The organism is Silicimonas algicola (assembly GCF_003970735.1).
GTDB lineage: Bacteria > Pseudomonadota > Alphaproteobacteria > Rhodobacterales > Rhodobacteraceae > Silicimonas > Silicimonas algicola.
In genome coordinates this window covers 2,775,258-2,801,437 of record NZ_CP034588.1, presented here as the reverse complement: position 1 = coordinate 2,801,437, position 26,180 = coordinate 2,775,258, and the positions used below count along the sequence as shown (strand labels likewise).

The window sequence follows — 26,180 nt, the reverse complement described above, 5'->3', positions numbered from 1 at the left end:
TCAGGCCTCCAACCGGCGGGATGCTTCGTGGATCGCGGCGCGGATGCGGACATAGGTCGCGCAGCGGCAGACGTTTCCGTCCATCGCCGTGTCGATGTCGTCGTCCGTGGGTTTGGGCGTCGTGGTCAAGAGGTCGATCGCCTGCATGATCTGGCCCGACTGGCAGTAGCCGCACTGGACGACGTCGAGGTCCTTCCAGGCGCCCTGCACCGCAGTGGCGACCGGACCTGACAGGCCCTCGATGGTGGTCACCTCGGCCCCCTCGACATCGCCGAGAAAGGTCTGGCACGAGCGGACGGCCACTCCGTCGACATGAACGGTGCAGGCGCCGCAGGAGGCGACGCCACAGCCGAACTTGGTGCCGGTCAGCTTGCGAACGTCTCGGATCGCCCACAGCAGGGGCATGTCGGGAGACGCGTCGATGGCGACGGACTCACCGTTCAGGGTAAGGGAAATGCTCAAGGGGTTTACCTCCCGGATGATGGCGGGGTCTGCGCACGTTGGGGGCGCGTCCCGGGGTACCGCCATTCTAGGACGGCTTCATCCGATGGCAATTCGATTGTTGTTCCGTCGCGTAATTGTGTGACTGCGGCCAAGGGCGACGGTGCGAGACCGGATGCGACCCGTGCCGCCCTTGGCAACCTCTCGATCGGATGTAGTTTAAAGGGAACGTTCATCCTTCGCCGCGGGACGCCCGGCCATCTCGACGGGATACTGACCTTGCCAGACGCCGACGTATCCCATCCTCCTGCCGCAGCGGCGTCTGCGCGGCATGTCGTCTGCACGAAGTGCGACGCGCTCTATCGGGCGCGCGATGTCGAGAAGGGCGAGCTGTCGGTCTGTGTCCGCTGCCACACCGTTCTTGCCGCGCCGCGCCGCAAGGCGGGAATGCTCATCATCTCGCTCGCGGTGGCGACGCTGGTCCTGATCGTGGCGGCGGTGTTCTTTCCGTTCCTGACGCTCGAGATCCAGGGCTTTCGCAGCAGCGCCTCGCTTCTCGACATCGCCTTCAGCTTCTCGGACGGCAGCCTGCGCGTGCTCATCCTTCTGATGCTGGCCTTCGTCCTGGCGATCCCGGCGGCGCGTGCAGCACTTCTGACCTATGTCCTCGCACCCCTCGTGTTCGACCGCGCGCCGCGCCCGCTGGCCATCCCGGCGTTCCGGCTGGCGCAGGATCTGAAGCCCTGGTCCATGGCCGAGGTCTTTGCCATCGGTTGCGCCGTCTCGCTGGTGAAGATCACCGACCTCGCGCAGGTCTCGCTGGGCCAGGCGTTCTGGATGTTCACCGCGCTGGTGGCGCTTGTTGTCACCCAGGACAGATTCCTGTGTAGTTGGTCGGTATGGAACGATCTGACCCGAACGCACACCTCGTGACCGCCCGCGCCTCGGGCATGGTCGGCTGTCAGCACTGCGCCGAGGCCTGGCCCATGGGAACCGAGATCTGCGGCCGCTGCGGCTCGCGCCTGTCGTCGCGCGACGAGACAAGTCTTCAGAAGGTCTGGGCGTGGTGGCTTGCCGGGATCATCTGCTACATCCCGGCCAACACCGAGCCGATGCTGATCACCAAGACGCTGTTCCAGAACGAGTCGTCCACCATCGTGGGCGGTGCGATCGAGTTGTTCGAGTACGGAAACCCCGGTATCGCCCTCATCATCCTGATCGCCAGCGTCGGAATTCCCGTGGCCAAGTTCTTCTGCATCGCGTTTCTCGCGCTCTCGGTCCGGCACCGCTCGGCCACTTCGCCGGGCACGCGTCACCGGATCTATGACGTGGTCGAATACATCGGGCGCTGGTCGATGATCGACGTCTTCGTCGTGGCGATCATGTCCTCGCTGGTGCAGTTCAGCGCCGTTGCAACGGTGACGGCCGGACCGGCGAGCCTCGCCTTCGCCCTTTCGGTGATCTGCACGATGCTCTCGGCGCAGAGCTTCGATTCCCGACGGCTCTGGGACAGCATCGACGGATCGGTGCCCGCGCGATGACCGACGGAGCCCCCGACCTGCCCGCGTCCGGACGGCGACGCCCGATCCTGGAGCGGATCTCGATCGTCTGGCTGGTGCCGTTGGCGGCGGTTGCGGTCAGCCTGTGGGTCGCCTGGCAATCCTATGCCACGCGCGGGCCGGTCATCCACATCCTCTTCGAACAGGCCACCGGCATTACCGAGGGCGAGACCGAGCTGCGGTACCGCGACGTGACCGTCGGACGGGTCGAAGACGTGGGCTTTTCGGGCACGCTCGAGAGGGTTCGGGTCAGCGTGCGTCTGGACCAGTCGATCGCCCCCTTCGTCGACGGCGACGCCATCTTCTGGATCATCCAGCCCGAGGTGACGGCTCAGGGCGTGAGCGGGCTGAGCACGGTCCTGTCCGGCGTCTACATCGAGGCGTCCTGGGACACCGAGGCCGACGGCCTGGTCTTCGAGCACCAGGGGCTTTCGAGGCCGCCCCTGTTTCGCGCAGGGCAGGAGGGGCTGACGATCGAGATCTCGGCGGGCGCGGACGTGCAGCTCGTCGAGGGCACGCCGATCCTGCACAAGGGCGTCGAGGTCGGCCGGATCGGCGAACCCGAGCTTGCCGCCGACGGCACCGTCGCGCGGGCCGAGGCGGTGATCCTCTCGCCCTATGACCGGCTCGTGTCGTCGAACACGCGCTTCTGGGACATCTCGGGCTTCAGCTTCTCGCTGGGCGCGACCGGGGCCGAGCTGGACTTCTCGTCGCTGGCCACGCTGATTTCGGGCGGGGTGGCCTTCGACACCGTGGTGTCGGGCGGCACGCCGGTCAGCGACGGCGCAGACTTCACCCTTTTCGCCGACGAGGCGGCCGCGCGGGCGAGCCTGTTCCAGAACGACAGCGGCCCGGTCCTGACCCTGACCGCGATCTTCGACGAGAACTTCAGCGGTCTGACCGTCGGCGCGCCGGTCCTGCTCGACGGCGTGAACATCGGCGAGGTCGTCAACCTGAACGGGATCGTCGACGAGGACCGCTTCGGCGACACCAACGTCCGTCTTTCGACCTCGATGGAACTGCGCACTTCGAAGATGGGTCTGGCCGAGGCAACGTCCGAGGCGGCGCTGGCGTTCCTGAGAGAGCGCGTGGCAGAGGGGCTGCGGGCGCGACTCGTGTCGGCCAGCATTCTGACCGGCGGTCTGAGGGTCGATCTCGTCGACGTGCCGGATGTGCCGCCGGCGACGCTGAACGTCGAGGCCGAACCCTTCCCGGTCATCCCGGTCGCCGAGAGCGACATCTCGGACGTCTCGGCCACCGCCGAGGGCGTGATGGAGCGGATCAACAACCTGCCGATCGAGGAATTGCTCGAGGCCGCGACGGCGTTCCTGACCTCGGCGACCGAGATCGCCGAGAGCGAAGACCTGAAGGCCATCCCGGGCGACGTTCGGGGCCTCGTGGCGGACGTGCGGTCCGTCACCTCCGGCGACGAGATCCAGGCTCTGCCCGCTCAGGCGTCCGCGCTCCTTGCCGACCTCCAGGCCGTGGCCGAGAACCTGCGGTCGATCGCCGAGAGCATCGAGGACGCCGGGACGGTCGAGCGCGTCACCGCAGCCGTCGATGCGGCGGCCGAGGCGGCGGCCGACGTGGGCGACAGCGTCGAAGGTGTGCCGGAACTCGTCGCGCGCCTGACCGCCGTGGCCGAAAAGGCCGAACAGCTTGAACTGCAGCAGCTGGTCGACGAGGTCTCGGGCACCGTCGCATCGGCGCGCGCCATCCTCGACGACGACAGCACCAGGGCGCTGCCCGAGCGCCTCGGCGCGTCTCTGGCCGAGCTCGAGGCGGCGCTGGAGGAGCTTCGGACCGGCGGCGCGGTCAGCAATCTCAACGAGACGCTGGAGTCCGCAAGCTCGGCCAGCAAGGCGGTCGAGGAGGCGGCGGCGGAACTGCCCGGCATCGTCGAACGGATCAACCAGCTTGCCGCGCAGGCTTCGGCGACCCTCGCGGGTTTCGACGAGGACTCGGAGCTGAACCGCAGCGCACGGACCGCGCTTGGCGACCTTCAGGACGCGGCGCGCGCCGTCGAGCGGTTGGCGCGCACCTTGGAACGAAATCCCAACTCGATCATTCTTGGACGGTGAGTGACATGACGATGACCCTGAAATGCCTTGCCGTGACCGCCGCTCTCGCCCTCGCCGGTTGCGGCGACGACGGGGGACCGGTGCGCTATTCGGCGTCCGAGCCGGTCCAGACCTCCCGGGTGTCGATCCCGATGGCGTCGGTGTCGCTGCGCGAGGTCTCGCTGCCGGCCTACGCCTCGGAGGAGGGGATCGCCGTGTCGAACGGGGCGGGCGCGATCACCACGGGGCCGAACAGCATCTGGGCCGACGATCCCACCCGCGCGGTGACGCTGCGCCTGACGAACGCGCTGGCGGACCTGACCGGACGGCTGGTCGCCTCCGAGCCCTGGCCGTTCCGGGACGAGCCCGAGACGATGGTCGAGGTGCGGGTCGAGGAATTCGTGGCCGAAGCCGGAGGCCAGTTCGTGGCGCAGGGGCGCTACTACGTCGCGCACAACGACGAGGCGCGCACGGAGAAGGCCCTGTCCTTTCGCATCACCGAGCCTTTCGACCCCGCCGGTGGGTTCATAGCCATCGCGGCAGCACGGACGCGCGTCATCTCGGCTCTGGCCCGCGACATCGCGGTCCGCGGTCTGAGTTAGCGCGCGGCACTTTTCCGGACCCAGCCGACGGGTCAGGCGAGACGTGAATCGTCTGGTCCGGATACGTCAATACAGACCTGCCATACTCTCGGTCTCGCTCCGTTCGGACCTGACGTGAGGACATCCGGACGATTGCGCCTTCTCAATCTCTCCATTTGGAATACCGTGCGGGGAGACCTTGCGAGTCCAATAATGGGAGTTCACGACATGATTGCGACATTCTCGACCCGGCGTCTGGCCCTGGCGGCCCTGATGGCATGCAGCGCCCCCGTGGCGTTGTTTGCCGAGACGCCTGCCGACACGCTGGTGGTTGCCGACGCCATCGACGACATCGTTTCCATCGACCCTCACGAAGCCTTCGAGTTTTCGGGCGTCGACCTGAACAACAACCTCTACGACACGCTGATCGAGCTCGATCCGACCAAGGAGGGCGAGCTCATCCCGGGACTGGCCGAGAGCTGGTCGGTCGACGACGACGGCGTGACCTATCGCCTCAAGATCAAGCCCGGCATCACCTTCTCCTCCGGCAACCCTGTCACGGCCGAGGCCGCGGCAGACTCGCTGCGCCGGGTCGTCAAGCTGAACAAGACGCCGGCGTTCATCCTGACCCAGTTCGGCTTCACGCCCGAGAACGTGGACAGCATGATCACCGCCGAAGGCGACACCGTGGTCATGAAGACGGACAAGGTCTATGCGCCCACCTTCGTCTACAACTGCCTGACGGCGGGCGTGGCCAACATCGTCGACGTGAATACGGTCATGGAGCATGAGGCCAACGGCGACTAGGGCAACGAATGGCTCAAGTCCAACTCGGCCGGAACCGGCGCCTACGTCCTGCGGTCCTACAAGCCCAATGAAGGCTATGTCCTCGAGGCCCGGGAGGGACATTGGCGCGGCGATGCCAACTTGAAGAACGTCTTCATGCGCCACATCCCCGAACCCGCCACGCAGCGCCTGCTTCTGGAGAACGGCGACATCGACGTCGCGCGCACCCTGACCCCGACCGACGTCGCAGGTCTGGAAGGCAACCCGGACGTCAAGATCCAGGAAGACGTGGGCGGGCAGATTTATTACCTCGCCATGAACCAGAAGAAAGAGGAGCTGGCCAATCCCGATGTGCTGGACGCGATTCGCTGGGCGATCGACTATCAGGGCATGACGGACACGATCCTGAAGGGGCAGTGGGGCGTCCACCAGGCGTTCCTGCCTGAAGGCTTCCTCGGCGCACTGGACGAAACGCCCTACAGCCTCGACGTCGAGAAGGCCAAGGAGCTTCTCGCCTCGTCGGGCGTCACGCTGCCGCTCGAGCTTTCGCTGACCGTGCGCAACGACCAGGAGCGGATGGACATCGCCCAGTCGATCCAGAACACCTTGGGCCAGGCTGGGATCAACGTCACGCTGGACGTCGGTGACGGCGCTACCGTTCTCGGGAAATACCGCGCCCGGCAGCACGAGATGACGATCCAGACCTGGGGGCCGGACTATCCCGACCCGCACACGAACGCATCGACCTTCGCGATGAACCCGGACAACTCGGACGAGGCCAACGCCACCGGCTACCTCGCCTGGCGGACCGCCTGGGATCCGGCCGAGCTTGGCCCGATGACCGAAGCGGCCGTGGCCGAGAAGGACGGTGAAAAGCGCAAGGCCATGTACGAGGACATCCAGCGCCAGCACCGCGACGACTCGGCCTTCGTGCTGATGTTCCAGCAGCAGAGCCAGACGGGCCTCCGCTCGAACGTCGAGAACTTCTACACCGGCGGCGCGACCGACTCGGTCGTGTACTGGTTGGTGACGAAGTAAGGGCCTGCCGCCGCGCCCGACCCTGGGGCGCGGCGGCATTCCGTATCCGGAATGGCCTCCCTTACCGAGACGTCGCCCCCCTCGCGCCTTCTCTCCGTTCTGCGCCAGATCGCGGGCGGACTTGTCACGCTTGCGATCACCCTTCTGGGTCTTCTCGTCGTGACCTTCTTCATCGGCCGCGTGGTGCCGATCGACCCGGTGCTTTCCATCGTCGGCGAGCGGGCCACCGCCGCGCAGTACGAGGCCGCGCGGCTGGCGCTGGGCCTCGACGAGCCTTTGTGGCGGCAATTCCTGATCTATGTCGGCGATGCGATCCAGGGCGACCTCGGCGTGTCGATCCGCACCCGCGCCCCGATCGCCGAGGAAATCGCGCGCTATTTTCCCGCGACGCTGGAGCTTGCGACCCTCGGAACCCTGATCGGCGTGCTGGTTGGTGTGCCCGCCGGCGTCCTTGCCGCGACGCGGCCCGGCAGCATCGCGGACCAGGTGGTGCGCCTCGTCGGACTCATGGGATACTCGATGCCGGTGTTCTGGCTGGGGCTGATCGGCCTTCTGGTGTTCTACGGCCATCTCGGATGGGTGGGCGGGCCGGGACGGCTCGACCCGGTCTACGACATGATGATGCAGTTCACGCTGACGCAGTACACCGGCGCGGTCCTCATCGACACGGCGCTGAACGGGGCCTGGGACGCCTTCGCCAACGCGGTATCGCACATCATTCTTCCTGCGGGGATCCTCGGCTACATCTCGATGGCCTACATCAGCCGGATGACCCGCAGCTTCATGATGAACGAGCTGGGTCAGGAGTACATCACCACAGCCCGCATCAAGGGGATGCCCGAGCGGCGCGTGATCTGGGTTCATGCCATGCGCAACGTCCTTGTGCCGCTGATCACGGTCATCGCGCTCTCCTATGCCTATCTCCTGGAAGGCGCGGTGCTGACCGAGACGATCTTCGCCTGGCCCGGCCTCGGCAGCTATATCACCGACGCGCTCTTCACCGCCGACATGCCCGCCGTCCTCGGCGGCACCGTCGTGGTCGGCGCGGTCTTCGTGACGCTCAACATGCTGTCGGACATCCTTTACCGCGTCGTCGACCCGCGGGCGCGCCGATGACGACGCTGACCGCCTGGCTGACCGATCCCAACCCGAAATCCCGTCGGCAGGCGCGGCTGGGGCAGGCCTGGCTCGCCTGGCTTCGCCTGCGCCGCAACCCGCCGGCGGTGTCGGGGGCGCTGATCGTGCTGGTTCTTCTGGCTTTGGCGGCCTTCGCGCCGCTCTTCGCCACACACGACCCCTTCGTTCAGAACCTGTCGCAGCGGCTTCTGCCGCCCGGCACTCCGGGCCACTGGCTCGGCACCGACGACTTCGGGCGCGACATCTGGAGCCGCATCGTCTATGGCGCGCGCATCACGCTTTACATCGTGACGCTGGTCGTCGTGACGGCCCCCGTCCTCGGCCTGCTGATCGGGACCATCGCGGGCTACTTCGGCGGCTGGGTGGACCTGGTGCTGATGCGCCTCACCGACATCTTCCTCGCCTTTCCCCGTCTGATCCTGGCCCTTGCCCTCGTCGCCGTGCTGGGGCCGGGGATCATCAATGCCGTCCTCGCCATCGCGCTGACGGCCTGGCCGCCCTATGCCCGCGTCGCGCGGGCCGAGACGCTGACGGTGCGCACGTCGGACTACATCGCCGCCGTCCGTCTGCAGGGGGCCGGGGCAGGGCGCATCATCTGGGGCCATGTCGTGCCGATGTGCCTTCCGTCCGTCATCATCCGCGTCACGCTCGACATGGCCGGCGTCATCCTGATCGCGGCGGGGCTTGGGTTCCTGGGCCTCGGAGTCCAGCCGCCCCTGCCGGAGTGGGGGCTGATGATCGCGTCCGGACGGAAATTCCTGTTCGAGCAATGGTGGGTGGCAACCATGCCGGGCCTCGCCATCTTCACGGTCTCGCTGGGGTTCAACCTTCTGGGCGACGGCCTGCGCGACGTGCTCGACCCGCGGAGCGAGTCGCGATGAGCCTGCTTGCGGTCGAAAACCTCCGCGTCACCTTCATGACCGAGACCGGCCCGGTCGAAGCCGTGCGCGGCGCGAGCTTCAGCCTCGGGCGCGAGCGCCTTGGGATCGTTGGCGAAAGCGGCTCTGGCAAGACCATGACCGGGCGCGCCGTGCTGCGGCTGATCCGTCCGCCGGGGCGGATCGAGGCGGACCGGATGGAGTTCGACGGCATCGACCTGATCCGCGCCAGCGAACGAAAGATGCGTGCGCTTCGCGGTCCGCGCATCGCGATGGTGATGCAGGATCCGAAGTACTCGCTGAACCCCGTGATGAAAGTCGGCGCCCAGATGACCGAAGGTTTGCGGCGCCGCGACCGTCTCGGTCGGGCCGAGGCGCGCACCAAGGCGGTGGCCGCACTCGAGGCGGTGCAGATCCGCGACCCCGACCGCGTGATGGAGGCCTATCCGCACGAGTTGTCGGGCGGCATGGGCCAACGGGTGATGATCGCGATGATGCTGATCCCCGGCCCCGACCTTCTGATCGCGGACGAACCGACCAGCGCGCTCGACGTGACCGTCCAGGCCGAGGTGCTGTCGATCCTCGACGACCTCGTGCGCCAGCGCGGCATGGGCCTGATCTTCATCAGCCACGACCTGCGCCTCGTCGCCCGTTTCTGCGACAGGGTGCTGGTCATGTACCGCGGCCGGATCGTCGAGGAACTGGCCGCGAAGGACCTGTTGGCGGCGAAGCATCCCTACACGAAAGGCCTTCTGAACTGCCTTCCGCGCATCGGCGGTCCGCGCGGACTTCTCCCCGGCCTCGACCGCAGCGGGGAGTGGGCCCGTGCCTGAGTTTCTCGAGATCGACGACCTGTCTGTGACCTTCACCGGGCAGGGCCGCGAGGTTCAGGCCGTGCGGAACGTCAGCCTGAAGGTGCGGGAGCGGGAAAGCTATGGCCTCGTCGGCGAAAGCGGCTCGGGCAAGTCCACGATCCTGCGCGCGATCTGCGGCCTTGCTCCCATGTCGGGTGGTGCGATCCGGATCGGCGGCGTGCCCGTCCCGACGCCGCGCGGCAGGGCGTTCTCGGCCCAGGTCCAGATGGTCTTCCAGGATCCCTACGCCAGCCTGCATCCCCGGCACACCATTGACCGGACATTGTCCGAGCCGCTCGCGATCCACGGCCTCCGGGGCTCGGACGACCGGGTCATCCGCGCGCTGAAGGACGTGGGCCTGCCCGCGAATTTCCGCTTCCGCTATCCGCACCAGTTGTCGGGCGGGCAGCGCCAGCGCGTCGCCATCGCCCGCGCGCTGATGCTGAAGCCGAAGATCATGCTGCTGGACGAGCCGACGAGCGCGCTGGACGCGAGCGTGCAGGCCGAAGTGCTGAACCTGCTGACGAGCCTGCGCGACGAACATGGGCTGACCTTCCTCATGGTCAGCCACGACCTCGCCGTCATCGACCACATGTGCGACCGGATCCTCGTCATGCAGAACGGTGCCGCTGTCGAAGAGCTGTCGCGCGAGGATCTTGCCGCCGCACGGATGAAGACGGAGTATGCGCGCAGCCTTTTCGAGGCGTCAGCCGACCGCTTCATGGAGCAGGGACTGCAAGGATGATCCCCGTTTTCGACGGCCACAACGACCTGCTTCTGCGCCTCCTACAGGCGCCCGAGAACCGCGAGGCGATCTGGCTGACCGGCGAGGGTACGGGCCACCTCGACCTGCCGCGGATGCGCGCGGGCGGTTTCGCCGGCGGATTCTTCGCCATCTACCTTCCGTCACCGGTGGCCCATGACGATCCGGGATACCAGGCGGCTATGGAGAACCCGCCCTATGCCCTGCCGCTGCCGAAGCTGATGACGGCGGAGGAGGCGCTCGCCCCCGCCTTCGCGGCCGCGCGGCTGATGCTGTGGATGGAGCGGTCGTCGGAGGGCGCCTTCCGCATCTGCCGCGACGCCGCCCAGATCCGCGCCGCGATGGCCGAGGGCGTGATCGCCGGGATCATGCACATGGAAGGCGCCGAGGCGATCGACGAGGACCTCGATAACCTCCATGCCTTCCACGCCATGGGCCTGCGGTCCCTGGGTCCGGTCTGGAGCCGGCCCACCATCTTCGGCCACGGCGTTCCCTTCGCCTTTCCCGTCTCGCCGGACACCGGGCCAGGCCTGACCGAGGCGGGCAAGCGGCTCGTGCGTGAATGCAACCGGCTGAAGATCATGATCGACCTCAGCCACCTGAACGAGGCTGGTTTTAACGACGTGGCCCGGCTGTCCGATGCCCCGTTGGTGGCCACACACTCCAACGCCCACGCCCTGTGTCAATCGTCGCGCAACCTGACCGACCGGCAGCTCGACGCGATCCGCGACAGCGGCGGCATGGTCGGACTGAACTATGCCGTGGGCTTTCTCAACGAGGATGGACGGAAGGATGCGACCCGCGGCTGGACGGCCTGCCTGCGCCACCTCGATCACCTGATCGACCGGCTGGGCGAGGATCACGTCGGGCTGGGCTCGGACTTCGACGGTGCGGAGATTCCGGAGGTCATGGGCGACGTCGCCGGGCTGCAGGGGCTGGTCGAAGCGATGCGCGCGCATGGCTACGGCGACGCGCTGGTCCGCAAACTGTGCCACGAGAACTGGCTGACGCTGCTGGATCTTACCTTCGGCGCAAGCTCGCAGGGCAACTGAATCTCGGCCTCGACAGAGTTTCGATGCCCGTCCCCGATGCGGGGCTTGGGCATACCAATTAGGCGCGAGGCCCAATGGGCGCGGCGCCGAAGCGGCTTTCGTATCCTCCGCAGTTCAATTTTTCACCAGGGGTGCTTTGTTCGCAGGCGCAGGCACTGCAATGCCCCATCCGCCGGCGCTTCCGCATTGCCGTCCATTGCGGTCATCGAGCGGTGGTGGATCGTCTGGAGCATTGTCCGGTCTTCGGCAGACGCCTTGCCCATGCCTTCGAAAAGGTCTGTCGCCGCTTCATCGGCAACTCGCCCTCTTCCCAAATCTCGTGGGAAGATCGCTTGGCCGACCCCGCATAAAGCGGGATCGGCTTCAGGTCAGCGCCGGCTTTGGCGGATCTTTTGAAACCGCGGCAATTCCCCGGCCATGATGCAGCCGTAGGGTTCGATCTGATCGACGATGTCGGCCAGTCCGAAGGTCTCGATCTGTGCCGTAACCGCCGTCGCGGGCTTGTAGCTCGAAGGCAGCTCTGACGCATCGACCTTGCCGGCGTGGAAACGTACGTCGATGCCCTGGGTTTCCTCGACCAGCGCCTGTTCCGGGGTCTTCGTTCCCAGCCGCCGCATGTGTTCCGTTCGCGACCAGTTTCGTCCTGCCCCGTGCGGGCTGAAGCCCCAGGCGTGGGTTGCGTCCGTACCGCGCACGATCAGGACCGGCGACGCCATGTTGAGCGGGATGATCGTTCGTCCGGCAGCATCGGCGTCGGCTGCGAAGTCTCCCCAAGCTGGCGTCGCGCCCTTGCCGTGAAGGTAGATGTCGCCCCGCCGGAAGACGAAGTTGTGCTCGTTCCAGAACCGATCGGATGCACTTGCGCGCGCCTTTTCCAGGGTCGCCTGGTGGATCGAGTTGTGGTTCGTCTTCGTCCATTTCCTGATGAGTTGCAAAGCCTCCCAGTAGGCCTGGCCGTCCTCGCAGTCCGCCGGGATCCAGGCGTTCTGTTTGAGTGTCTCAGGCGAGTGACGCTTGCGGTAGCCTTCGACGACTTCGATGCCCGCTTTGTAGAGCTTGGCCCCCGGACCCCGCGATCCGTGATGAGTGATGAGAGCGGTGCGTCCAGTAGCGCGCGAGCGTCCGACAAACAGGAAATGGTTCCCGTCTCCCTGTGTGCCCATATGCTCCTGTGCCGACTGGATCGTCTTTGCACTCTTCAGGAACGGATTCGCGCGGAAGGCGTCCAGGAGGTCGAGCGAGACGGTGAAGCGGTTTCCCTGCGGACGCCCGCCCGGGCCGAAATGGGTCACGGAAGCCGCTGCTTCGAGAACGGCCGCCGGATCGGCGCCGCCTAGGTCACTCATCATCAGCGAACAGCAGATGTCGGCAGAGTGCATGCCGGGGTGTATCGCATTCCTGGCCGCCACGACGCCGCCGACCGGAATGGTTCCGACCGGGCCGGCAGGACAGGCGTCCGGCATGATCGCGCCTCCGATGACAGTCGGTGTCCGCATAACGACGCGCATCGTCTCGCGCACCTTCTCAAGGTTAGTCGCTTCATCCGCATCCGCGGGCGTGAGGTTTTCGTGAAACGTCACCGCTCCCGCGGCGTGCAGTGCATACTGTTTGGGCGGCGGGGGAAGCTGCATCGCGAGCGCATGGCGGATGGCGTCGCGGCTTTCACCTGAAGCCAGCATCTCGTTGGCCTTGTCGAGGAGATCTGGAAACCTCGGACCGGGAGCGTGCCCCCAGTTCTTGAGGTCCGTGCCGGTCACAGGCGAAATCGTCATGTCGTCCATCATCGTGTCCTTCAGTCAATGCCCCCTCGCGGGGTGACGATACGGTGCGGCGAACCGGGAATGGGCCCGGTCCGCCGCGGTCTTCGGATGCGGATTCATCCGTCGTCTCTTCTCTCTTCTCTGGTGTCTTCTGTGTGTCAGGGATCGGCGGACCCGCCGAGGAAAACTGTTCGTACGGATAATGCTTTGATGTCAGGGGGAAATTTTCAGATTCTAGTTTATCTGGTCACGAGAATACGATATGGAAATATAGCAGGTTATCCAAATGGAGCGCACCCTTGAGAAATGTCGTCATTGGATTCCTGGGATCGCAGCTCGACATGGGAAGACGGCACGGCTGGCGACCCACGGTCGCCCTCTGTCAGGTCGATGGTTTTCCCGTCGACCGGCTGGAGCTCCTGTACGACGTGAAATTCTCCCGCCTCGCTCACACCGTCAGGCGGGACATCGCAGGAATTTCACCCGACACCGAAGTGCTGCTGCGCGAAATGAACATGGAAGATCCCTGGGATTTCGAGGAGGTCTATACCAAGCTCTATGATTTCGCTCGAACCTATGGCTTCGACGAAGATCGCGAGCGGTATCACATCCATCTGACGACCGGGACGCATGTGGGTCAGATCTGCTGGTTTCTGCTGTCCGAGTCGCGGCACATTCCGGCGGCACTCATCCAGACTGGGCCCCCCCGCGGCGAAGACAGCACCGGAACGTTCGACCTGATCGATCTGGATCTCAGCCGGTACGACGCGCTCCAGCAGAGGTTCGATCAGCAAACCCGCGAATACGGCAATCTCCTGAAAGGCGGTATCGAGACGCGGAACCGGACTTACAACGACCTCATAGAGCGGATCGAGCAGGTCGCCGGGATTTCTGACGCCCCGATCCTTCTGCAAGGCGAATCCGGGACAGGCAAATCCGAGCTCGCCGAGCGCATATACGAACTGAAGCTGCAAAAGCGCCGAGTGAAAGGGCGATTGGTTTCAGTCAATTGCGCGACGCTCAAGGGGACGTCGGCGATTCCCACACTCTTCGGTCAGCGCCGCAGCCACACCGGGCAGCCCGGCACGGAGAGGGCCGGTCTTCTGAGGGAGGCGGATGGCGGCGTCCTGTTCCTGGACGAAGTCGACCGTCTTGGCCTCGACGAACAGGCCATGCTTCTCCACGCACTCGAGACAGGCCGTTACTATCCGCTGGGCTCGGATTCGGAAGTGACGAGCCGGTTTCAGGTCATTGCAGGTGCGACGGGCGATCTGGCCATGCTGGCCGGCGAGGGAGCGTTTCGCCCCGACCTCCTGTCGCGACTGAACCTCTGGACGTTTACCTTGCCGGCCTTGCGAGAGCGGCCCGAGGATATGGAGGCCAACCTGAAGTACGAACTTGCGCGAGCCGAAAGGACACTCGGCACTCGCGTGGGCTTCAACGCGGATGCAGCCGAAGCGTGGCTGCGCTTCGCTCGCGCAGCCGACACGCCCTGGCCGGGAAACTTCCGCGATTTCAGCGGTGCGATCTTGCGGCTTTGTACATTGGCGCCGCGCGGAAGGATCACGCGCGCTCAGGTTGATAACGAGACCGAAACGCTGAAACGGCGCTGGCGCACCTCGGAACGGGACCTTGATGCACGGTTGATTGCCGAGGTGACGCAAGATTTGATCGACCCGTTCGACGTCCCTCAACTCGCCAACGTCATCCGAGTGTGTCGATCTTCCGCAACCATCAGTGATGCCGGGCGGCGTTTGTTCGCAGTCTCACGCGAGAGCCGGTCGACACGCAACGATGCTGACCGATTGAGGAAGTACCTGGCACGCTTTGGTCTGAGTTGGTCCGAGTTGCGAAGCTGAGCGCCGACCGGAACTCATCGCCCCACAACGAAAAGGTTGCCAAGCACCTAAGCTCTCGGAAAAACTCGCCGTACCTTAGGCGCCGGCCATTCTGACGTTGGGAAGTCGCCACGCTGGCCTAAGATACTGTACTGCCCGTGCATTCTGGCAGAATGAATGCTGAACGCCGTGGACTTGAAGATTGCTGTAAACGCGGAGGCTTTTTCGCAGTTGCCGGCCAGTTCTAGGGACCATCGGGCATTCAGAAGCGATGCAGTAAAGCTTGCTGTTCAACGCCTTGATACCGCGTGCCTTCAAGGCACAGCTCGGCCCAAATCAAATTGGATCTCTCTGCAAAGCGTGTTGGGGTGGCTGCAAGGTTGGTTGCTTCAAGATAGTCGATGTAACATGCTCAAACCGTTCTCCTTTCGACAAGATCCGCAGGTTCCGCATTTCGACGCCACGGCACCTCTGGCCGTGATGGATGCAGAATGTGCGATATGCAGCTGGGGTGCGCGCATGATCCATCGCCTGGACCGGAGCGGGGCGGTGCGCATCTGCCCGATCCAGACGCCGCTCGGAGCCGCCTTGATGCGACATTACGGACTCCAGCCGACCGATCCCTCCAGCTGGCTGTTCATCGACGAAGGTATTGCACATCAGGATTTCGAGGCAGTCGTTTACGCCGCGCGATCGTTCGGCGGATGGGGACGACTGGCCACTGTCCTGCTGATCCTGCCGCGACCGGTGCGGGACTGGCTTTACCAGCGCCTTGCACGGAACCGATACGCCATATTTGGACGGGCTGACATGTGCGCACTCCCGAACCCCGCTTTTCAAAGGCGTCTGCTCCGTTGAAAATCTTGGTGCTGGGAGGGTACGGCGTTTTCGGCGCACGACTCGCGAGACTTCTGATTGCCGACGGACACGATGTCTGCATCGCTGGTCGGAACCTGGAAGAGGCCCGGTCCTGCGCGAAGGACTTGGGGTGCCGGGCGATCATGATTGACCGCGCGGGCAGCCTCGACGCGCTGGCTGGACACGAGGTCGTTGTGGACGCGGCAGGACCGTTCCACGCCTATGGCGATGACCCTTACCGCCTTGCGCGCGCGGCAGTCGCAGCCGGCGTCCATTACCTCGACCTCTCGGACAACGCGGACTTCTGCGCGGGCATATCGGCATTGGATGCCGAGGCGCGGGGCGCGGGGATTTGCGTGCTGTCCGGTCTCACTTCCGTTCCGGCCCTGTCCTCTGCCGCCGTGCGCGCCCTTGCAGGCGATGACGTGCCGGCGGTGATCGACACCGCAATCCTCCCGGGGAACCGCGCGCCTCGCGGCCTCTCGGTCATGCATTCGATCCTGTCCCAGGCTGGGCGTCCCATGCCGATCTGGAACGGCAACCGGTGGGAATGGGCCGTCGGCTGGTCGAAGCCCGCGCAATACACCCTGCCGGGTGGCTTGGTCAGACAGGCCTGGCAGATCGAGGTACCGGACCAACTCCTGTTTCCCGCACATTTCGGCGCGGAAACTGTTCGCTTTCGGGCGGGGCTGGAGCTGGCCGTCATGCGTTACGGGCTTGCCCTGTTCGCCGGCATGCGTCGGTTTGTGCCGATGCCGGTGACCTGGCCGGTTGTCCGCGTGTTTAAGGCGCTCGCCGATCTCCTTGCCCCTCTCGGCAGCGACCGCGGAGGCATGTCTGTCTCGGTCACCACGCGCCATGAACACCGAAGCTGGCGCCTCCTGGCCGAGGATGGCGACGGACCCTTCATCCCGGCAGTGGCGGCACGCGCTCTACTGCGCCGCACCACTCTGCCCGCAGGGGCCGGCCCAGCGATCGAGGCGATCACGCTGGCCGAGGCAGAGGCCGCGATGGCGGATCTCCGTGTGGTCACGGAGCGCAGCGTCGCGCCAACTTCACCCATCTTCCCGCGCGTGCTGGGGCAGGATTTCCACGCGCTTCCCGATGAAATCAAGGAGACCCACTGGACGCTCGGCACCTCACGGTGGGCCGGGCGATGCGAGGTCCAGCGGGGCACAGGCGTCTGGCCCCGTTTGCTCTGCGCGATCTTTCGCTTTCCTCCCGCGTCGCCGCAAATCGAGGTCGAGGTGACGAAGACAGTCACGCCACGTGGGGAAACCTGGCTCCGGCGCTTCGGCCGGAACACGTTTCGCTCCCATCTCTCCGCCGGCCCCAAGGGCATGCGGGAAAGGTTTGGCCCACTTACGTTCTCGATCGGCTTGGAGGTTCGGCAAGGCGAGCTTCATTATCCGGTTACGTCCGGGCATCTCGGGCCGATCCCCCTTCCGCACTGGATGCTCCCAGCGTCCATTGCGCGTGAGTTTGTTGCTGATGGAAAGTTCCATTTCGACGTCGGAATCTTGGCGCCCGTGACGAAGCGGCCGCTCGTTCGATACCGAGGGTTCCTGGCGGCCAAGGTGCCCGATGACCCGGGACGCCAATGGCCCAGCTATCAATGACTATGGCACGCTTCATTATCGGACCGCGGAGGCCCGCTTTCACCACAGCAAACCGCGAGATTGCAAAGTGAGAGTTAGTGTGTGTCTGGTAAGCTATCGCGGCTGGCGGAGGCTTGTCTGGAGACAGTTCATAATTCAGCCTGTCGCAATGAAGACAGAAAATTGCAGGCTAAGAGCCGACCTGACAGAGCACGAGTTAGTGTGAGGATTGCGAACCTCACGAAGTGGCGGCAATGCATCCGAGCGTGGGGGACGAGCAGCGGCGTCCACGTCTAGCGCACTCTCTATCGAGCATTGCCGACCAAATTAGGGTAGCAGGCTCGATCCCGAAGGGTTACTCGAAGAAGGAAATGACACGACGGCGTAACCACCTATTCGCTGAGTTGCTCAAGGATCTTTTGAGAAAGGTGGCATGTATTACGAGAACCTGCCGCGCCGAATCCTGACCGGATCGCGATGGAAATTGGCGCACTTGAGATCTGGCTCGACAATGTCGAAGTTCGTCAGAAGCAGATTTAGACGACCCGAGTCAATGCGGCACAGTAGCGGGCCAACCTCGTTGGGAATGCCGCATTCTGCGTTTGGCTGCCGTTCGCCCACGGCGCTGCGAACGTCCGGTTTCCGCCCATCCCAGACCTTCGCACCGTCCGCAGTGGACGACCGCTTCCCGCCCTCACAGCCGGGACTTGATGCGGCATCGTCGGGACCTGCAACCAAATCCGTTGCAGATCGTTGACGGAAATGGAATTGAACTTCGAGCGTCAAGGTGCAGGACGGCCCCTGCTTATGGTTCACGGACTGGGCGGAAGTGTCCGGTCCTGGGACAGCATCGTGCCGATGGTCAGCCGCGCGCGCGAGATGGTGGTGATCGATCTGCCTGGACACGGGCAATCCCCGCCGCTTGCGGGGCGTCAGACGATTGCCGCCTATGCGGATGCGCTGGAACATTTTATCGACCAGAACGATCTGGCGGGCGTCGATACCGTCGGCAGTTCCGTCGGCGCTCGGCTGGTGCTGGAACTGGCACGGCGCGGGGTCGGCGGCCACACGGTCGCCTATGATCCAGGCGGTTTCTGGCGCGGCTGGGAGACAGTCTTCTTCCGCTCCACCCTTGCCGCCTCGGTCCGGCTTGTGCGGCGCCTGCGGCGGCACATCCCGGCGCTGTCGCGGAACCGGGCCGCGCGGACGTTGCTACTGGCGCAGTTGTCAGCACATCCTGGCCGCCTCGACCCACTGCTGGTCCGAAACGAGTTGACGTCAATCGCCGAGACAGAGGTTTTCGACGCGATGCTGCGCGAATTGGCGCGCGGTCCGTTGCAGGAGGGGTCGGCGACTCCGCCAGGCCGCGTGACGATCGGTTGGGGCCGACAGGATCGGCTCCTGCTGCCCCGGCAAGCGGAGCGCGCGCTGGAGGCTTTCCCGACTGCACACCTGCACTGGTTCGACCGGTGCGGCCACTTTCCGCAGTGGGATCGCCCCAAGGAGGCAGCCAAGATCGTCTTGGAGACGGTCCAGGGATGAGTCGCGGAGCAAGGGCCAGCGTAGAGCGGCCAGAGCGGACGTCCGTCTCGGACGTGGCGAACGGCTCGAAAGAGCCCAAACCGAACGTGGATACTCACTCTGAAACGTGCCTTCGGAGGGCTTTGAGCATCTTGTTTCCATCGCATCCATGGAAGTTTATTCGACAGCCGCGATTCCATTGCAGAATTGCTCCCGGCACGTAACGTGTCTTGTCGATGTTTGTTTCAAAAGTTAAAGTGGCCAATGCACTGGGAGGCGTATCGAAACGGTCCGCCCAACTTGGAACCACCATCCGGTCGATCTCCGAGAAACGCAACTCGGCGCCAACGGGGAGAAATTTAATTGAATTTCTGCCCACAGCGATCTCTCTTTGACATTTCTGGCGGAAAGGATTTGCTGGACGCCGAGGGGTGTTAGAACGAGTGCCCCAACTATGAGCTGGGGTGAACTGTCTAAAAAGAAAAGAAAAGCACTGATGACGCCTATGAAGACCAGTGACCATCCCACTATTCTTGTGATGGTCCTTGAGACCCTGATGACTTCATATTCATCCACTATGAGTTCGATGCTTCCACGTTGAGCAATCTATCCGGCGCAATTCAGTCTCTTACTGTATGGGTCCGTCCGCAATATGAAAGTCAGATTTGTCCGCAGAACGGACCTCAGTACTTACTACAGCGAATGACTGCTTTCCGCCCATTCCCGACCTTCGCTGCGGGCCAGTATCTTTCAGTCTGGGCCCATCGCGGACGTTCGTCGGCGGCTGAACGGCAAGATCCGGTTCAGCGATAGATCAGTGTGGGAAGCCAGAGTGTGAGGCCGGGAATGAAGGTGATCAGCAGCAGCACCACGCCCAGCGGGATGAGGAACGGCGCGGTCGCGACGACGCACTCTTCGAAAGGCATTTTCGCGACCCGGGCGAGGACATAGAGCACCATGCCCACCGGCGGCGTCAGCAGGCCGATCATCAGGTTCAGCACCATGATGACCCCGAAATGGACAGGATCGATCCCAAGCGTGACTGCAACCGGCAGCAGGACAGGGACCAGAATTGTTATTGCTGCGATGGTCTCCATGAAGCAGCCGACGATCAGCAGGATCAGGTTCATCAGCAGAAGGATCACCCAGGGTCGATCCGAGATCGACAGAAGGGTCGCGGCGAAATGCTCGGGCACGCGGTTCGAGGTCAAGAGCCATGCAAAGATCGATGCGGCGCCGACCACGAAAAGAACCACTGCAGTGGTTTCGATGGTGTCGAAGGACACCCTGACGAACCGTTTCCACGTGAGCGTGCGGTAGACGAGGAGCCCAAGAACAAGAGCCCAGGCGCAGGCTGCAACGGCGGCTTCGGTGGGAGTGAAGGCCCCGGACAGGATCCCACCGACGATGATCGCAGGGGTCAGAAGCGACAGGAAGGCTCGACGAAACGCTGTCCAGAGCGTGGGCAAGTGGAACGGCTGGTCGGCGGGGTAACCTTCGCGCCGGGCATACCAGGCGACCATCAGCATCAGGGCTGCGGCCATCATCAGTCCGGGCACGAATCCTGCCGCGAAAAGCTGACCGATCGAGGCTCCGGCGACGACGCCGTAGATCACCATCGGCAGCGATGGTGGTATGATTGGTCCGATGGTCGAAGAGGCCGCGGTCACGCCGACGGCGAAGCCGGGCGGATAATTGGCATCGCGCATCGCTTTTATCTCGATGGCACCGAGCCCGCCGGCATCGGCCACAGCTGCCCCCGACATGCCGGCAAAAATGACCGAGGCGCCGATGTTGACGTGCCCCAGCCCGCCGCGCATCCAGCCCACCAGTGCCAGTGCAAAACTGAAGATCCGTGCGGTAATGCCGCTGGTGTTCATCAAGTTACCCGCGAGAATGAAAAATGGCACCGCCAACAGCGGGAACGAGTCGACGCCGTTGATCATCCGGTGCGCCACAACCACCGGCGGCGGCGTGCCATTTGCCAAGATGAAAATCGCGGAGGAGCCGGTCAAGGCAATCGCCACAGGCACCCCGAAGGCAATCATCCCGAACAGCATCACAAAGAGAAGGACGATATCCAAGGCGGGCTCCTAGTCCAGGATATGGGCGGCATGCGCCTCGGGGTCGATCAGCGGCGACGTTTGGGTTTTCCAGTGCCGCCAGGCGACGACCACCGCGTAGGCGGCCATTGCCACGAAACAGGCCGCGACGCCCCAGTAAATGACCGACTTCGGCACATCGATCGAGACCATCCCGGACTTGGTGCGCATCGCGATGCCGGCGCTGAACCATGCCAGCGCGATGTAGAAAATGATGGCGATCACATCGATCACCGCCTGCGCAACTACCCGGCCACGCCGCGGAACCCAACGATACAGGAATTCTACGGCAATGTGGGACTGCTTGCGCACGGCGAGCGCAGCGCCGGCGAACGTGACGCCGATCAGCAGGTAGCGGGCGATCTCCTCGGTCCATCCCAGCGAGTCGTTGAGCACGTACCTGGTGAAGAACTGCAGGAACACGACGACGGCGAGTATCCAGAAAGCCGCGAAGACGATACTGTCCTCCCAGCGGAGATCGGACAGATCGATCTCTTCGTCCTCGAAGACCGGCAGGTCGAGACCCTTCGCCGGCTCGCGTTCATCGACAGCCATATCGGGTTCCGGTAATGTATCTTTGGCGAGAGTTTCGCCTCGGGCGGACCGCGGAACCCGTAGAGGCCCCCGCGGTCCGTCGAAGCTCAGAGACCTTGCAGGCGGTCGTAGGTGGCCTGGTCCCAGGTCGCCATGTCACCGTTGTGGAGTTTCTTGGTCGCCTCGATGAACGGTCCACGATCGACCTCGTTCACAGTGACACCCTGGTCCTTGAACCACTGCACCAGCTCCTGCTCCTTCTGGATGATCTGGTCCGAGGCGCAGGTCGCGGTCTGCTGGGCCACATCGGAGATCGCGGCCTGGTCTTCGGGGCTCATCGAATCCCAGACCGGGCCTCCGACGATGGTCAGCAGCGCGTCGGTGATGTGCGCGGTCAGGTTGATGTCCGACTGCACCTCATAGAACTTCTTCGCCTGGATCGTCGGCAGAGGGTTCTCCTGCGCGTCGACCGTGCCCTGTTGCAGCGCCAGGTAGACCTCGGCAAAAGCGATCGGCGTCGGGTTGGCGCCGGTGGCGAGCGGCATCATCTGGTAGAGCGGCGCGTTCGGCACCCGGATCTTGAGACCGGCCATGTCGTCGGGGGTCAGGATCGGCTTGTTCGAAGTGACGTGGCGGTTGCCGTAGTAGGTCATCGCGACGACGTGGTTGCCGCTTGCGTCGGCGTAGCCGTCGCTTAGTTCCTTGAAGAGGTCCGAGTTGCGATATGCATCCCAGTGCTCGAAATCACGGAACATGAACGGCGCGCCACCGATGGCGATCGGACCATAGCTGCCGCCTGCAAAAAGCTGGCCGGTATAGATCACATCCACGGTGCCAAGCCCAAGGCCCTCGTTGATGTCTTCCTCCTTGCCGAGCGAAGATGCCGGGAAGACCTCGATCGAATAACGGCCGTCCGTGGCGGTCTTCAGCAGGTCCGACGCGGCGACCGCGCAGGTGTGATAGGGTTCGCTGACCTCGTAGACATGCGCCCACTTCAGGACGGTTTCGGCCGACGCGGCCCCTGCTGTCGCAAGAATGAATGGCAGCGTCGCGGCGCAGATTATAGTACGGTTCTTCATCGCATAATTCCTCCCAGAATCCTGTTAGTTGGAATTGATGACGGCAACCGCAATTGGTTACAAGGGGCGGCCGGCTCGCCGGAGAGGTATTTCCGCTTTCTTCGACGATGGCAGCACCTTGCGGACGCTTCGCTTGACGCGACTGGTCGAGAGGGGAGAGAACTGAGCAACCCTCGGAAAATCGGCCGCGTAAGTACACTAAGATCTGGCTTCCGATGGTCCTTTAACCGATCATGATCGGCTCAGATGAATGATCGTTCGTGTCGGAGCGAAGTACGCCAAGGTATCGCCTTCGCTCTGCTGTGACCCACTTGAGCTTCGGCGTTCACGAAGCGCCTTAGACATTCGAAGGTCGGCTAAGCGCCCTTTCAAGACCTTCGTGCGTCGCGCAGCGAACGGATGTTGACCGCCCTCGCAGCCTGGCTGGAGATCTTCGATGCGGCGCCTCCGAAGCGTCTCCGCGCCGAGACGCTCCAGAGACACTTGGCTCAGGAGGTGAAGTGCCGGGTACTGGGCGGCCTTACCGCTCGGGACAAGCGGAGCCTCAGGTCCATCGCCTCGGGCAGGTCGCCGGGCGGGGTAGCATCCCGGACCGGCGGACCGGGGGCCCATCTCATTCGGGAGTGGAACGGGCGGACCTATCGGGTCGAGGTAACCAAGGATGGGTACGACTCTGAGCATCGCGGGCACCCGTCAGTCTACCTTGGAAGGCGCTCTCAGAGACGGATGGCGATTTGCAGGCGCCGTCCGGCCCAAAAGACGGTCTCTCGAATGAAGGTACCGCGCTAACCCCCGGAAAGAGGGCGCTATTCGGCGCATCTTTGGAAGAGACGAAATTCAGAATATTGACTGGCGGAGAGACAGGGATTCGAACCCTGGGTGGGCTTGCACCCACAACGGTTTTCGAGACCGCCCCGTTCGACCGCTCCGGCACCTCTCCGCGGTCGTGGGGCGGGATAGTGGATCGGGATGGGCCGCGCAAGCCCTTTCCACGCGGATTTCAGCCGGCCTCTCTTCCGTTCGCGCGCGCCTGCGCCTAGGTATTCGGCGCAAGGAGTTTTGCCCATGCCGATCCGCCGACTCGTCTCCGCCGTGCTCATCGCTCTCAGCCCGCTCACTGCCGCCGCCGCGACGGATGAGGAGCTCGACACGCTCTATGACGCGCTCGGGATCGAGGAGCTGATCGAGATCGTCGCCGAGGAGGGCGAGGGGCAGGGAGAAGAGCTGCGCGAGCAGATGTTCCCCGACCGGGGCGGTGCCGGGTGGTCGTCCCTGGTGACGGCCATCTACGAGACGGGTCCGCTCGAGACCGCCTTCCGCAAGGAATTCGACGCCGCCCTCGCCGAGACCGACGTGACGCCGCTTCTCGACTTCTACGCCGACGAGACGGGGCGCAAGATCGTCCGTCTCGAGGCCGATGCGCGCCGCGCCATCATCTCGGACGAGGTCGAGGAGGCCGCCAAGACCGCTTATGCCAAGCTGCTCGAGGAGGATACCGCACGGGCCGATCAGCTTGATGCCTTCGTCGGGGTCAACGACCTGATCGAGCGCAACGTGGCCGGGGCGCTGAACTCGAGCCTCGCCTTCTATCGCGGGCTGGGCGACGGGGGCGGCTTCGAGATGGGAGAGTCGGACATGCTGTCCGAGGTCTGGTCGCGCGAACCCGAGTACCGCGCCGACACAGAATCCTGGGTCTATGCCTATCTGACGCTGGCCTACGACGCGCTCGAGGATGACGAACTTGCCGCCTATGTCGACATGGCCGGCACGCGAGAGGGGCGCGACCTGAACGCGGCACTCTTCGCCGGCTTCCACGGCATCTTTCAGGACGTGGGCTACAGGCTCGGACGGGCGGCCTCGACCTTCATGGTGGGCGAGGACCTCTGACGATCCGGGCTTGACTTGAAGGGACCATCGGACGATAATCCGGTCCTCTGGCGGGCAATGCCCGCCTTTGATGTTTGAATGACGCTCCGAGAGGGCGCGCTGTTCCAGGTGGCACAAGCCGCAAACGCCTGCATCCGCAGGGACCGACGAACGCGGAAAGAGAAGGAAGAACATATGTTTGCGGTCCTCAAGACCGGCGGCAAGCAGTACCGGGTTCAGGCGGGAGATGTGCTCCGCGTCGAGAAGCTCGCGGCTGACGCTGGCGACAAGATCCAGTTCAACGAGATTCTGATGATCGGCGAGACCATCGGTACGCCGCTCATCGAAGGCGCGGCCGTGCAGGCCGAGGTCATCGACCAGATAAAGGGCGAGAAGGTCATTCACTTCGTGCGCCGCCGGCGGAAGCATTCGTCGAAGCGCACCAAGGGCCACCGCCAGCAACTCACGCTTCTGCGCGTGACCGACCTCCTCGAGAAGGGTGCCGACAAGTCAGGCGTGAAAGCCGCCGTGGGCGCCGCAGCACTTGTGGCCGGTGCCGCAGTCGCGGGCGCCGTCGTGGCGAAGAACGCGTCGGACGCGAAGACCGAAGCGAAGAAAGCCGAGCCTAAGGTTGACAAGGCCGCCGACGCAGAGCCGAAGAAGGCCGCACCGAAGAAGACCGCTGCGAATGCCGGGTCCGACGACCTCAAGCAGCTGTCCGGCGTGGGTCCCGCGCTCGAGAAGAATCTGCACGAGGCCGGCGTGACCAGCTTCGAGCAGATCGCGTCCTGGTCCGAGGCCGACATCGCCGAATTCGACGAGAAGCTGTCCTTCAAGGGCCGCATCGAGCGCGAGGGCTGGGTCGAACAGGCCAAGACCTTCGCCGCCGAAAAGGAGTAACGAGACATGGCACACAAGAAAGCAGGCGGCTCCAGCCGCAACGGTCGCGACAGCGCCGGCCGTCGCCTTGGCGTGAAGAAGTTCGGGGGCGAAAGCGTCATCCCCGGCAACATCATCGTGCGCCAGCGCGGCACCAAGTGGTGGCCGGGCGAGGGTGTCGGCATGGGCAAGGACCATACGCTCTTTGCAATGACCGACGGCCATGTGACGTTCCACAAGGGTCTCAAGGGCCGCACCTTCATTTCGGTGCTGCCGATGGCGGACGCCGCCGAGTAAGACGATCCTGACAGAGCAATCGTTCGAGGGGGTCGGCACAAACCGGCCCCTTCACATTTATTGGACCTGCTTGCGCCACAGGACCGCCATACACATTTTGTAGTGGAACGCGAACCGGGAGGGGGGACGCGGTCCTCGCGAGGCAAGGAGGTGCCCCGTGAAGCTAGATGCCATAGTGAATCAGCCGGTCATCGAGACCGAACGACTGATCCTGCGACCGCTCCGGCGGTCCGACGTCGGGCTGCTTGAACTCTACGGCTCGGATGCGCGCGTTGCGTCGATGACGCAGTCGATCCCGCATCCTCTGCCGCCAGGCGCCATCGAAGCCTATGTAAACCGCTCGCTGTCCGACGACCGGGACGAGGATGTCTGGGTTCTCGATGGAACCGTCTCTGGACTGTCCGAGCTTCTGGGTCTCATCACGCTCAAACAGATGGACCGCGAGCAGTCCGAGATCGGCTACTGGATCGGACCCGCGTTCTGGAACACGGGTCTTGCGTCCGAAGCGGTGCGTGCGCTGGTCGAGGCGAACCCGCACGCCGACAAGACCATGTTCGGCAGCGTCTTCCAGGACAACCCGGCCTCGGCGCGGGTGCTGACCAACGCAGGCTTCCAGTACCTCGGCGACGCCGAGACCTATGCCGTCGCGCGTGGCCGCACGGTCCCGACCTGGACCTACCTGAAGCGTCTCGCCTGAGC

General features: G+C 64.3%; 23 protein-coding genes, 1 tRNA gene and 1 pseudogene. 19 read left to right on the top strand and 6 right to left on the bottom strand.

The window, feature by feature from the left end; translation table 11 throughout:
• Positions 1-462, bottom strand: coding sequence for a (2Fe-2S)-binding protein (locus EF888_RS13815; protein WP_277601022.1), 462 nt, complete (start codon positions 460-462; stop codon positions 1-3).
• 120 nt (positions 463-582) lie between these two features.
• Between EF888_RS13815 and EF888_RS13810 the strand changes: the two genes are divergently transcribed.
• The 10 genes and pseudogenes from EF888_RS13810 to EF888_RS13765 all read left to right on the top strand — a co-directional run bounded on the left by EF888_RS13810 (position 583) and on the right by EF888_RS13765 (position 11,149).
• Positions 583-1,374, top strand: coding sequence for a paraquat-inducible protein A (locus EF888_RS13810; RefSeq protein ID WP_338143033.1), 792 nt, complete (start codon positions 583-585; stop codon positions 1,372-1,374).
• Positions 1,341-1,982, top strand: coding sequence for a paraquat-inducible protein A (locus EF888_RS13805; RefSeq protein ID WP_109758042.1), 642 nt, complete (start codon positions 1,341-1,343; stop codon positions 1,980-1,982). Before EF888_RS13810 ends, EF888_RS13805 begins: the two co-directional genes overlap by 34 nt.
• A complete protein-coding gene (locus EF888_RS13800; RefSeq protein WP_241239674.1) occupies positions 1,979-4,081 on the top strand; it encodes an MlaD family protein in 2,103 nt (700 codons plus the stop codon). Before EF888_RS13805 ends, EF888_RS13800 begins: the two co-directional genes overlap by 4 nt.
• A gap of 5 nt (positions 4,082-4,086) precedes the next feature.
• The gene (locus EF888_RS13795) at positions 4,087-4,662 is read left to right on the top strand and encodes a PqiC family protein (protein ID WP_109758043.1); all 576 of its coding nucleotides are present in this window, start codon (positions 4,087-4,089) and stop codon (positions 4,660-4,662) included.
• A gap of 192 nt (positions 4,663-4,854) precedes the next feature.
• Positions 4,855-6,465, top strand: a pseudogene (locus tag EF888_RS13790) (ABC transporter substrate-binding protein).
• A gap of 51 nt (positions 6,466-6,516) precedes the next feature.
• On the top strand, positions 6,517-7,581 hold the full coding sequence (locus tag EF888_RS13785) for an ABC transporter permease (protein ID WP_109758044.1): 1,065 nt from the start codon (positions 6,517-6,519) through the stop codon (positions 7,579-7,581).
• Positions 7,578-8,483 (top strand): ABC transporter permease, encoded by a 906-nt coding sequence (locus tag EF888_RS13780; RefSeq protein WP_109758045.1) that lies wholly within the window; start codon positions 7,578-7,580, stop codon positions 8,481-8,483. Before EF888_RS13785 ends, EF888_RS13780 begins: the two co-directional genes overlap by 4 nt.
• Complete coding sequence (locus EF888_RS13775; RefSeq protein ID WP_109758046.1) at positions 8,480-9,313, top strand: ABC transporter ATP-binding protein; 834 nt, start codon at positions 8,480-8,482, stop codon at positions 9,311-9,313. Before EF888_RS13780 ends, EF888_RS13775 begins: the two co-directional genes overlap by 4 nt.
• Complete coding sequence (locus EF888_RS13770) at positions 9,306-10,079, top strand: ABC transporter ATP-binding protein (protein WP_109758047.1); 774 nt, start codon at positions 9,306-9,308, stop codon at positions 10,077-10,079. The genes EF888_RS13775 and EF888_RS13770 overlap by 8 nt, the downstream gene beginning before the upstream one ends.
• Positions 10,076-11,149 (top strand): dipeptidase, encoded by a 1,074-nt coding sequence (locus EF888_RS13765; RefSeq protein WP_109758048.1) that lies wholly within the window; start codon positions 10,076-10,078, stop codon positions 11,147-11,149. Before EF888_RS13770 ends, EF888_RS13765 begins: the two co-directional genes overlap by 4 nt.
• Before the next feature lie 368 nt (positions 11,150-11,517).
• Here EF888_RS13765 and EF888_RS13760 read toward each other — a convergent pair whose 3' ends face one another.
• Positions 11,518-12,930, bottom strand: coding sequence for an RtcB family protein (locus EF888_RS13760; RefSeq protein WP_241239673.1), 1,413 nt, complete (start codon positions 12,928-12,930; stop codon positions 11,518-11,520).
• A gap of 278 nt (positions 12,931-13,208) precedes the next feature.
• Between EF888_RS13760 and rtcR the strand changes: the two genes are divergently transcribed.
• From rtcR to EF888_RS13740, 4 genes are all read left to right on the top strand, one after another.
• Positions 13,209-14,768, top strand: coding sequence for an RNA repair transcriptional activator RtcR (rtcR, locus tag EF888_RS13755; protein ID WP_109758050.1), 1,560 nt, complete (start codon positions 13,209-13,211; stop codon positions 14,766-14,768).
• 156 nt (positions 14,769-14,924) lie between these two features.
• Entirely contained in the window at positions 14,925-15,605 is a 681-nt protein-coding gene (locus tag EF888_RS13750; RefSeq protein ID WP_338143032.1) for a thiol-disulfide oxidoreductase DCC family protein, read from the top strand.
• The gene (locus EF888_RS13745) at positions 15,560-17,224 is read left to right on the top strand and encodes a saccharopine dehydrogenase family protein (protein ID WP_241239672.1); all 1,665 of its coding nucleotides are present in this window, start codon (positions 15,560-15,562) and stop codon (positions 17,222-17,224) included. Before EF888_RS13750 ends, EF888_RS13745 begins: the two co-directional genes overlap by 46 nt.
• A gap of 786 nt (positions 17,225-18,010) precedes the next feature.
• A complete protein-coding gene (locus tag EF888_RS13740; protein ID WP_206508312.1) occupies positions 18,011-18,745 on the top strand; it encodes an alpha/beta fold hydrolase in 735 nt (244 codons plus the stop codon).
• A gap of 782 nt (positions 18,746-19,527) precedes the next feature.
• Here EF888_RS13740 and EF888_RS13735 read toward each other — a convergent pair.
• From EF888_RS13735 to EF888_RS13725, 3 genes are all read right to left on the bottom strand, one after another.
• On the bottom strand, positions 19,528-20,772 hold the full coding sequence (locus EF888_RS13735) for a TRAP transporter large permease (RefSeq protein ID WP_241239901.1): 1,245 nt from the start codon (positions 20,770-20,772) through the stop codon (positions 19,528-19,530).
• Between the two features lie 45 nt (positions 20,773-20,817).
• Complete coding sequence (locus EF888_RS13730; RefSeq protein WP_109758055.1) at positions 20,818-21,381, bottom strand: TRAP transporter small permease; 564 nt, start codon at positions 21,379-21,381, stop codon at positions 20,818-20,820.
• Positions 21,382-21,467: 86 nt separating this feature from the next.
• The gene (locus EF888_RS13725) at positions 21,468-22,439 is read right to left on the bottom strand and encodes a sialic acid TRAP transporter substrate-binding protein SiaP (RefSeq protein WP_109758056.1); all 972 of its coding nucleotides are present in this window, start codon (positions 22,437-22,439) and stop codon (positions 21,468-21,470) included.
• A 399-nt stretch (positions 22,440-22,838) separates the two neighbouring features.
• On the opposite strand from EF888_RS13725, the gene EF888_RS22635 reads away from it, so the two are divergent.
• Positions 22,839-23,228 carry a DUF2924 domain-containing protein gene (locus EF888_RS22635; RefSeq protein WP_109758057.1) on the top strand — a complete coding sequence of 130 codons (390 nt, stop codon included), beginning with the start codon at positions 22,839-22,841 and terminating at the stop codon, positions 23,226-23,228.
• Between the two features lie 61 nt (positions 23,229-23,289).
• On the opposite strand, the gene EF888_RS13715 is transcribed toward EF888_RS22635, so the two are convergent.
• Positions 23,290-23,379, bottom strand: a tRNA-Ser gene (locus tag EF888_RS13715).
• Between the two features lie 125 nt (positions 23,380-23,504).
• Between EF888_RS13715 and EF888_RS13710 the strand changes: the two genes are divergently transcribed.
• The 4 genes from EF888_RS13710 (at position 23,505) to EF888_RS13695 (ending at position 26,178) form a co-directional block, all read left to right on the top strand.
• Complete coding sequence (locus tag EF888_RS13710; RefSeq protein ID WP_164721696.1) at positions 23,505-24,326, top strand: DUF2059 domain-containing protein; 822 nt, start codon at positions 23,505-23,507, stop codon at positions 24,324-24,326.
• A gap of 174 nt (positions 24,327-24,500) precedes the next feature.
• Positions 24,501-25,205, top strand: coding sequence for a 50S ribosomal protein L21 (locus tag EF888_RS13705; protein ID WP_109758059.1), 705 nt, complete (start codon positions 24,501-24,503; stop codon positions 25,203-25,205).
• A 6-nt stretch (positions 25,206-25,211) separates the two neighbouring features.
• Complete coding sequence (gene rpmA, locus EF888_RS13700; protein WP_109758060.1) at positions 25,212-25,481, top strand: 50S ribosomal protein L27; 270 nt, start codon at positions 25,212-25,214, stop codon at positions 25,479-25,481.
• Between the two features lie 157 nt (positions 25,482-25,638).
• Positions 25,639-26,178, top strand: a complete 540-nt coding sequence (locus tag EF888_RS13695) for a GNAT family N-acetyltransferase (protein WP_109758061.1) — start codon at positions 25,639-25,641, stop codon at positions 26,176-26,178.
• Positions 26,179-26,180: the final 2 nt, after the last annotated feature.

Bases quoted from the DNA above. Each gene is read 5' to 3' on its own strand.
- EF888_RS13800 (WP_241239674.1), top strand. From the start codon at position 1,979: ATGACCGACGGAGCCCCCGACCTGCCCGCGTCCGGACGGCGACGCCCG.
- EF888_RS13805 (WP_109758042.1), top strand. From the start codon at position 1,341: ATGGAACGATCTGACCCGAACGCACACCTCGTGACCGCCCGCGCCTCG.
- EF888_RS13775 (WP_109758046.1), top strand. From the start codon at position 8,480: ATGAGCCTGCTTGCGGTCGAAAACCTCCGCGTCACCTTCATGACCGAG.
- EF888_RS13705 (WP_109758059.1), top strand. From the start codon at position 24,501: ATGTTTGCGGTCCTCAAGACCGGCGGCAAGCAGTACCGGGTTCAGGCG.
- EF888_RS13785 (WP_109758044.1), top strand. From the start codon at position 6,517: ATGGCCTCCCTTACCGAGACGTCGCCCCCCTCGCGCCTTCTCTCCGTT.
- EF888_RS13740 (WP_206508312.1), top strand. From the start codon at position 18,011: ATGGTTCACGGACTGGGCGGAAGTGTCCGGTCCTGGGACAGCATCGTG.
- EF888_RS13735 (WP_241239901.1), bottom strand. From the start codon at position 20,772: ATGATTGCCTTCGGGGTGCCTGTGGCGATTGCCTTGACCGGCTCCTCC.
- rpmA (WP_109758060.1), top strand. From the start codon at position 25,212: ATGGCACACAAGAAAGCAGGCGGCTCCAGCCGCAACGGTCGCGACAGC.
- EF888_RS22635 (WP_109758057.1), top strand. From the start codon at position 22,839: ATGTTGACCGCCCTCGCAGCCTGGCTGGAGATCTTCGATGCGGCGCCT.
- EF888_RS13765 (WP_109758048.1), top strand. From the start codon at position 10,076: ATGATCCCCGTTTTCGACGGCCACAACGACCTGCTTCTGCGCCTCCTA.
- EF888_RS13780 (WP_109758045.1), top strand. From the start codon at position 7,578: ATGACGACGCTGACCGCCTGGCTGACCGATCCCAACCCGAAATCCCGT.
- EF888_RS13710 (WP_164721696.1), top strand. From the start codon at position 23,505: ATGCCGATCCGCCGACTCGTCTCCGCCGTGCTCATCGCTCTCAGCCCG.
- EF888_RS13750 (WP_338143032.1), top strand. From the start codon at position 14,925: ATGCTGAACGCCGTGGACTTGAAGATTGCTGTAAACGCGGAGGCTTTT.
- EF888_RS13730 (WP_109758055.1), bottom strand. From the start codon at position 21,381: ATGGCTGTCGATGAACGCGAGCCGGCGAAGGGTCTCGACCTGCCGGTC.
- EF888_RS13795 (WP_109758043.1), top strand. From the start codon at position 4,087: ATGACGATGACCCTGAAATGCCTTGCCGTGACCGCCGCTCTCGCCCTC.
- EF888_RS13725 (WP_109758056.1), bottom strand. From the start codon at position 22,439: ATGAAGAACCGTACTATAATCTGCGCCGCGACGCTGCCATTCATTCTT.
- EF888_RS13760 (WP_241239673.1), bottom strand. From the start codon at position 12,930: ATGGACGACATGACGATTTCGCCTGTGACCGGCACGGACCTCAAGAAC.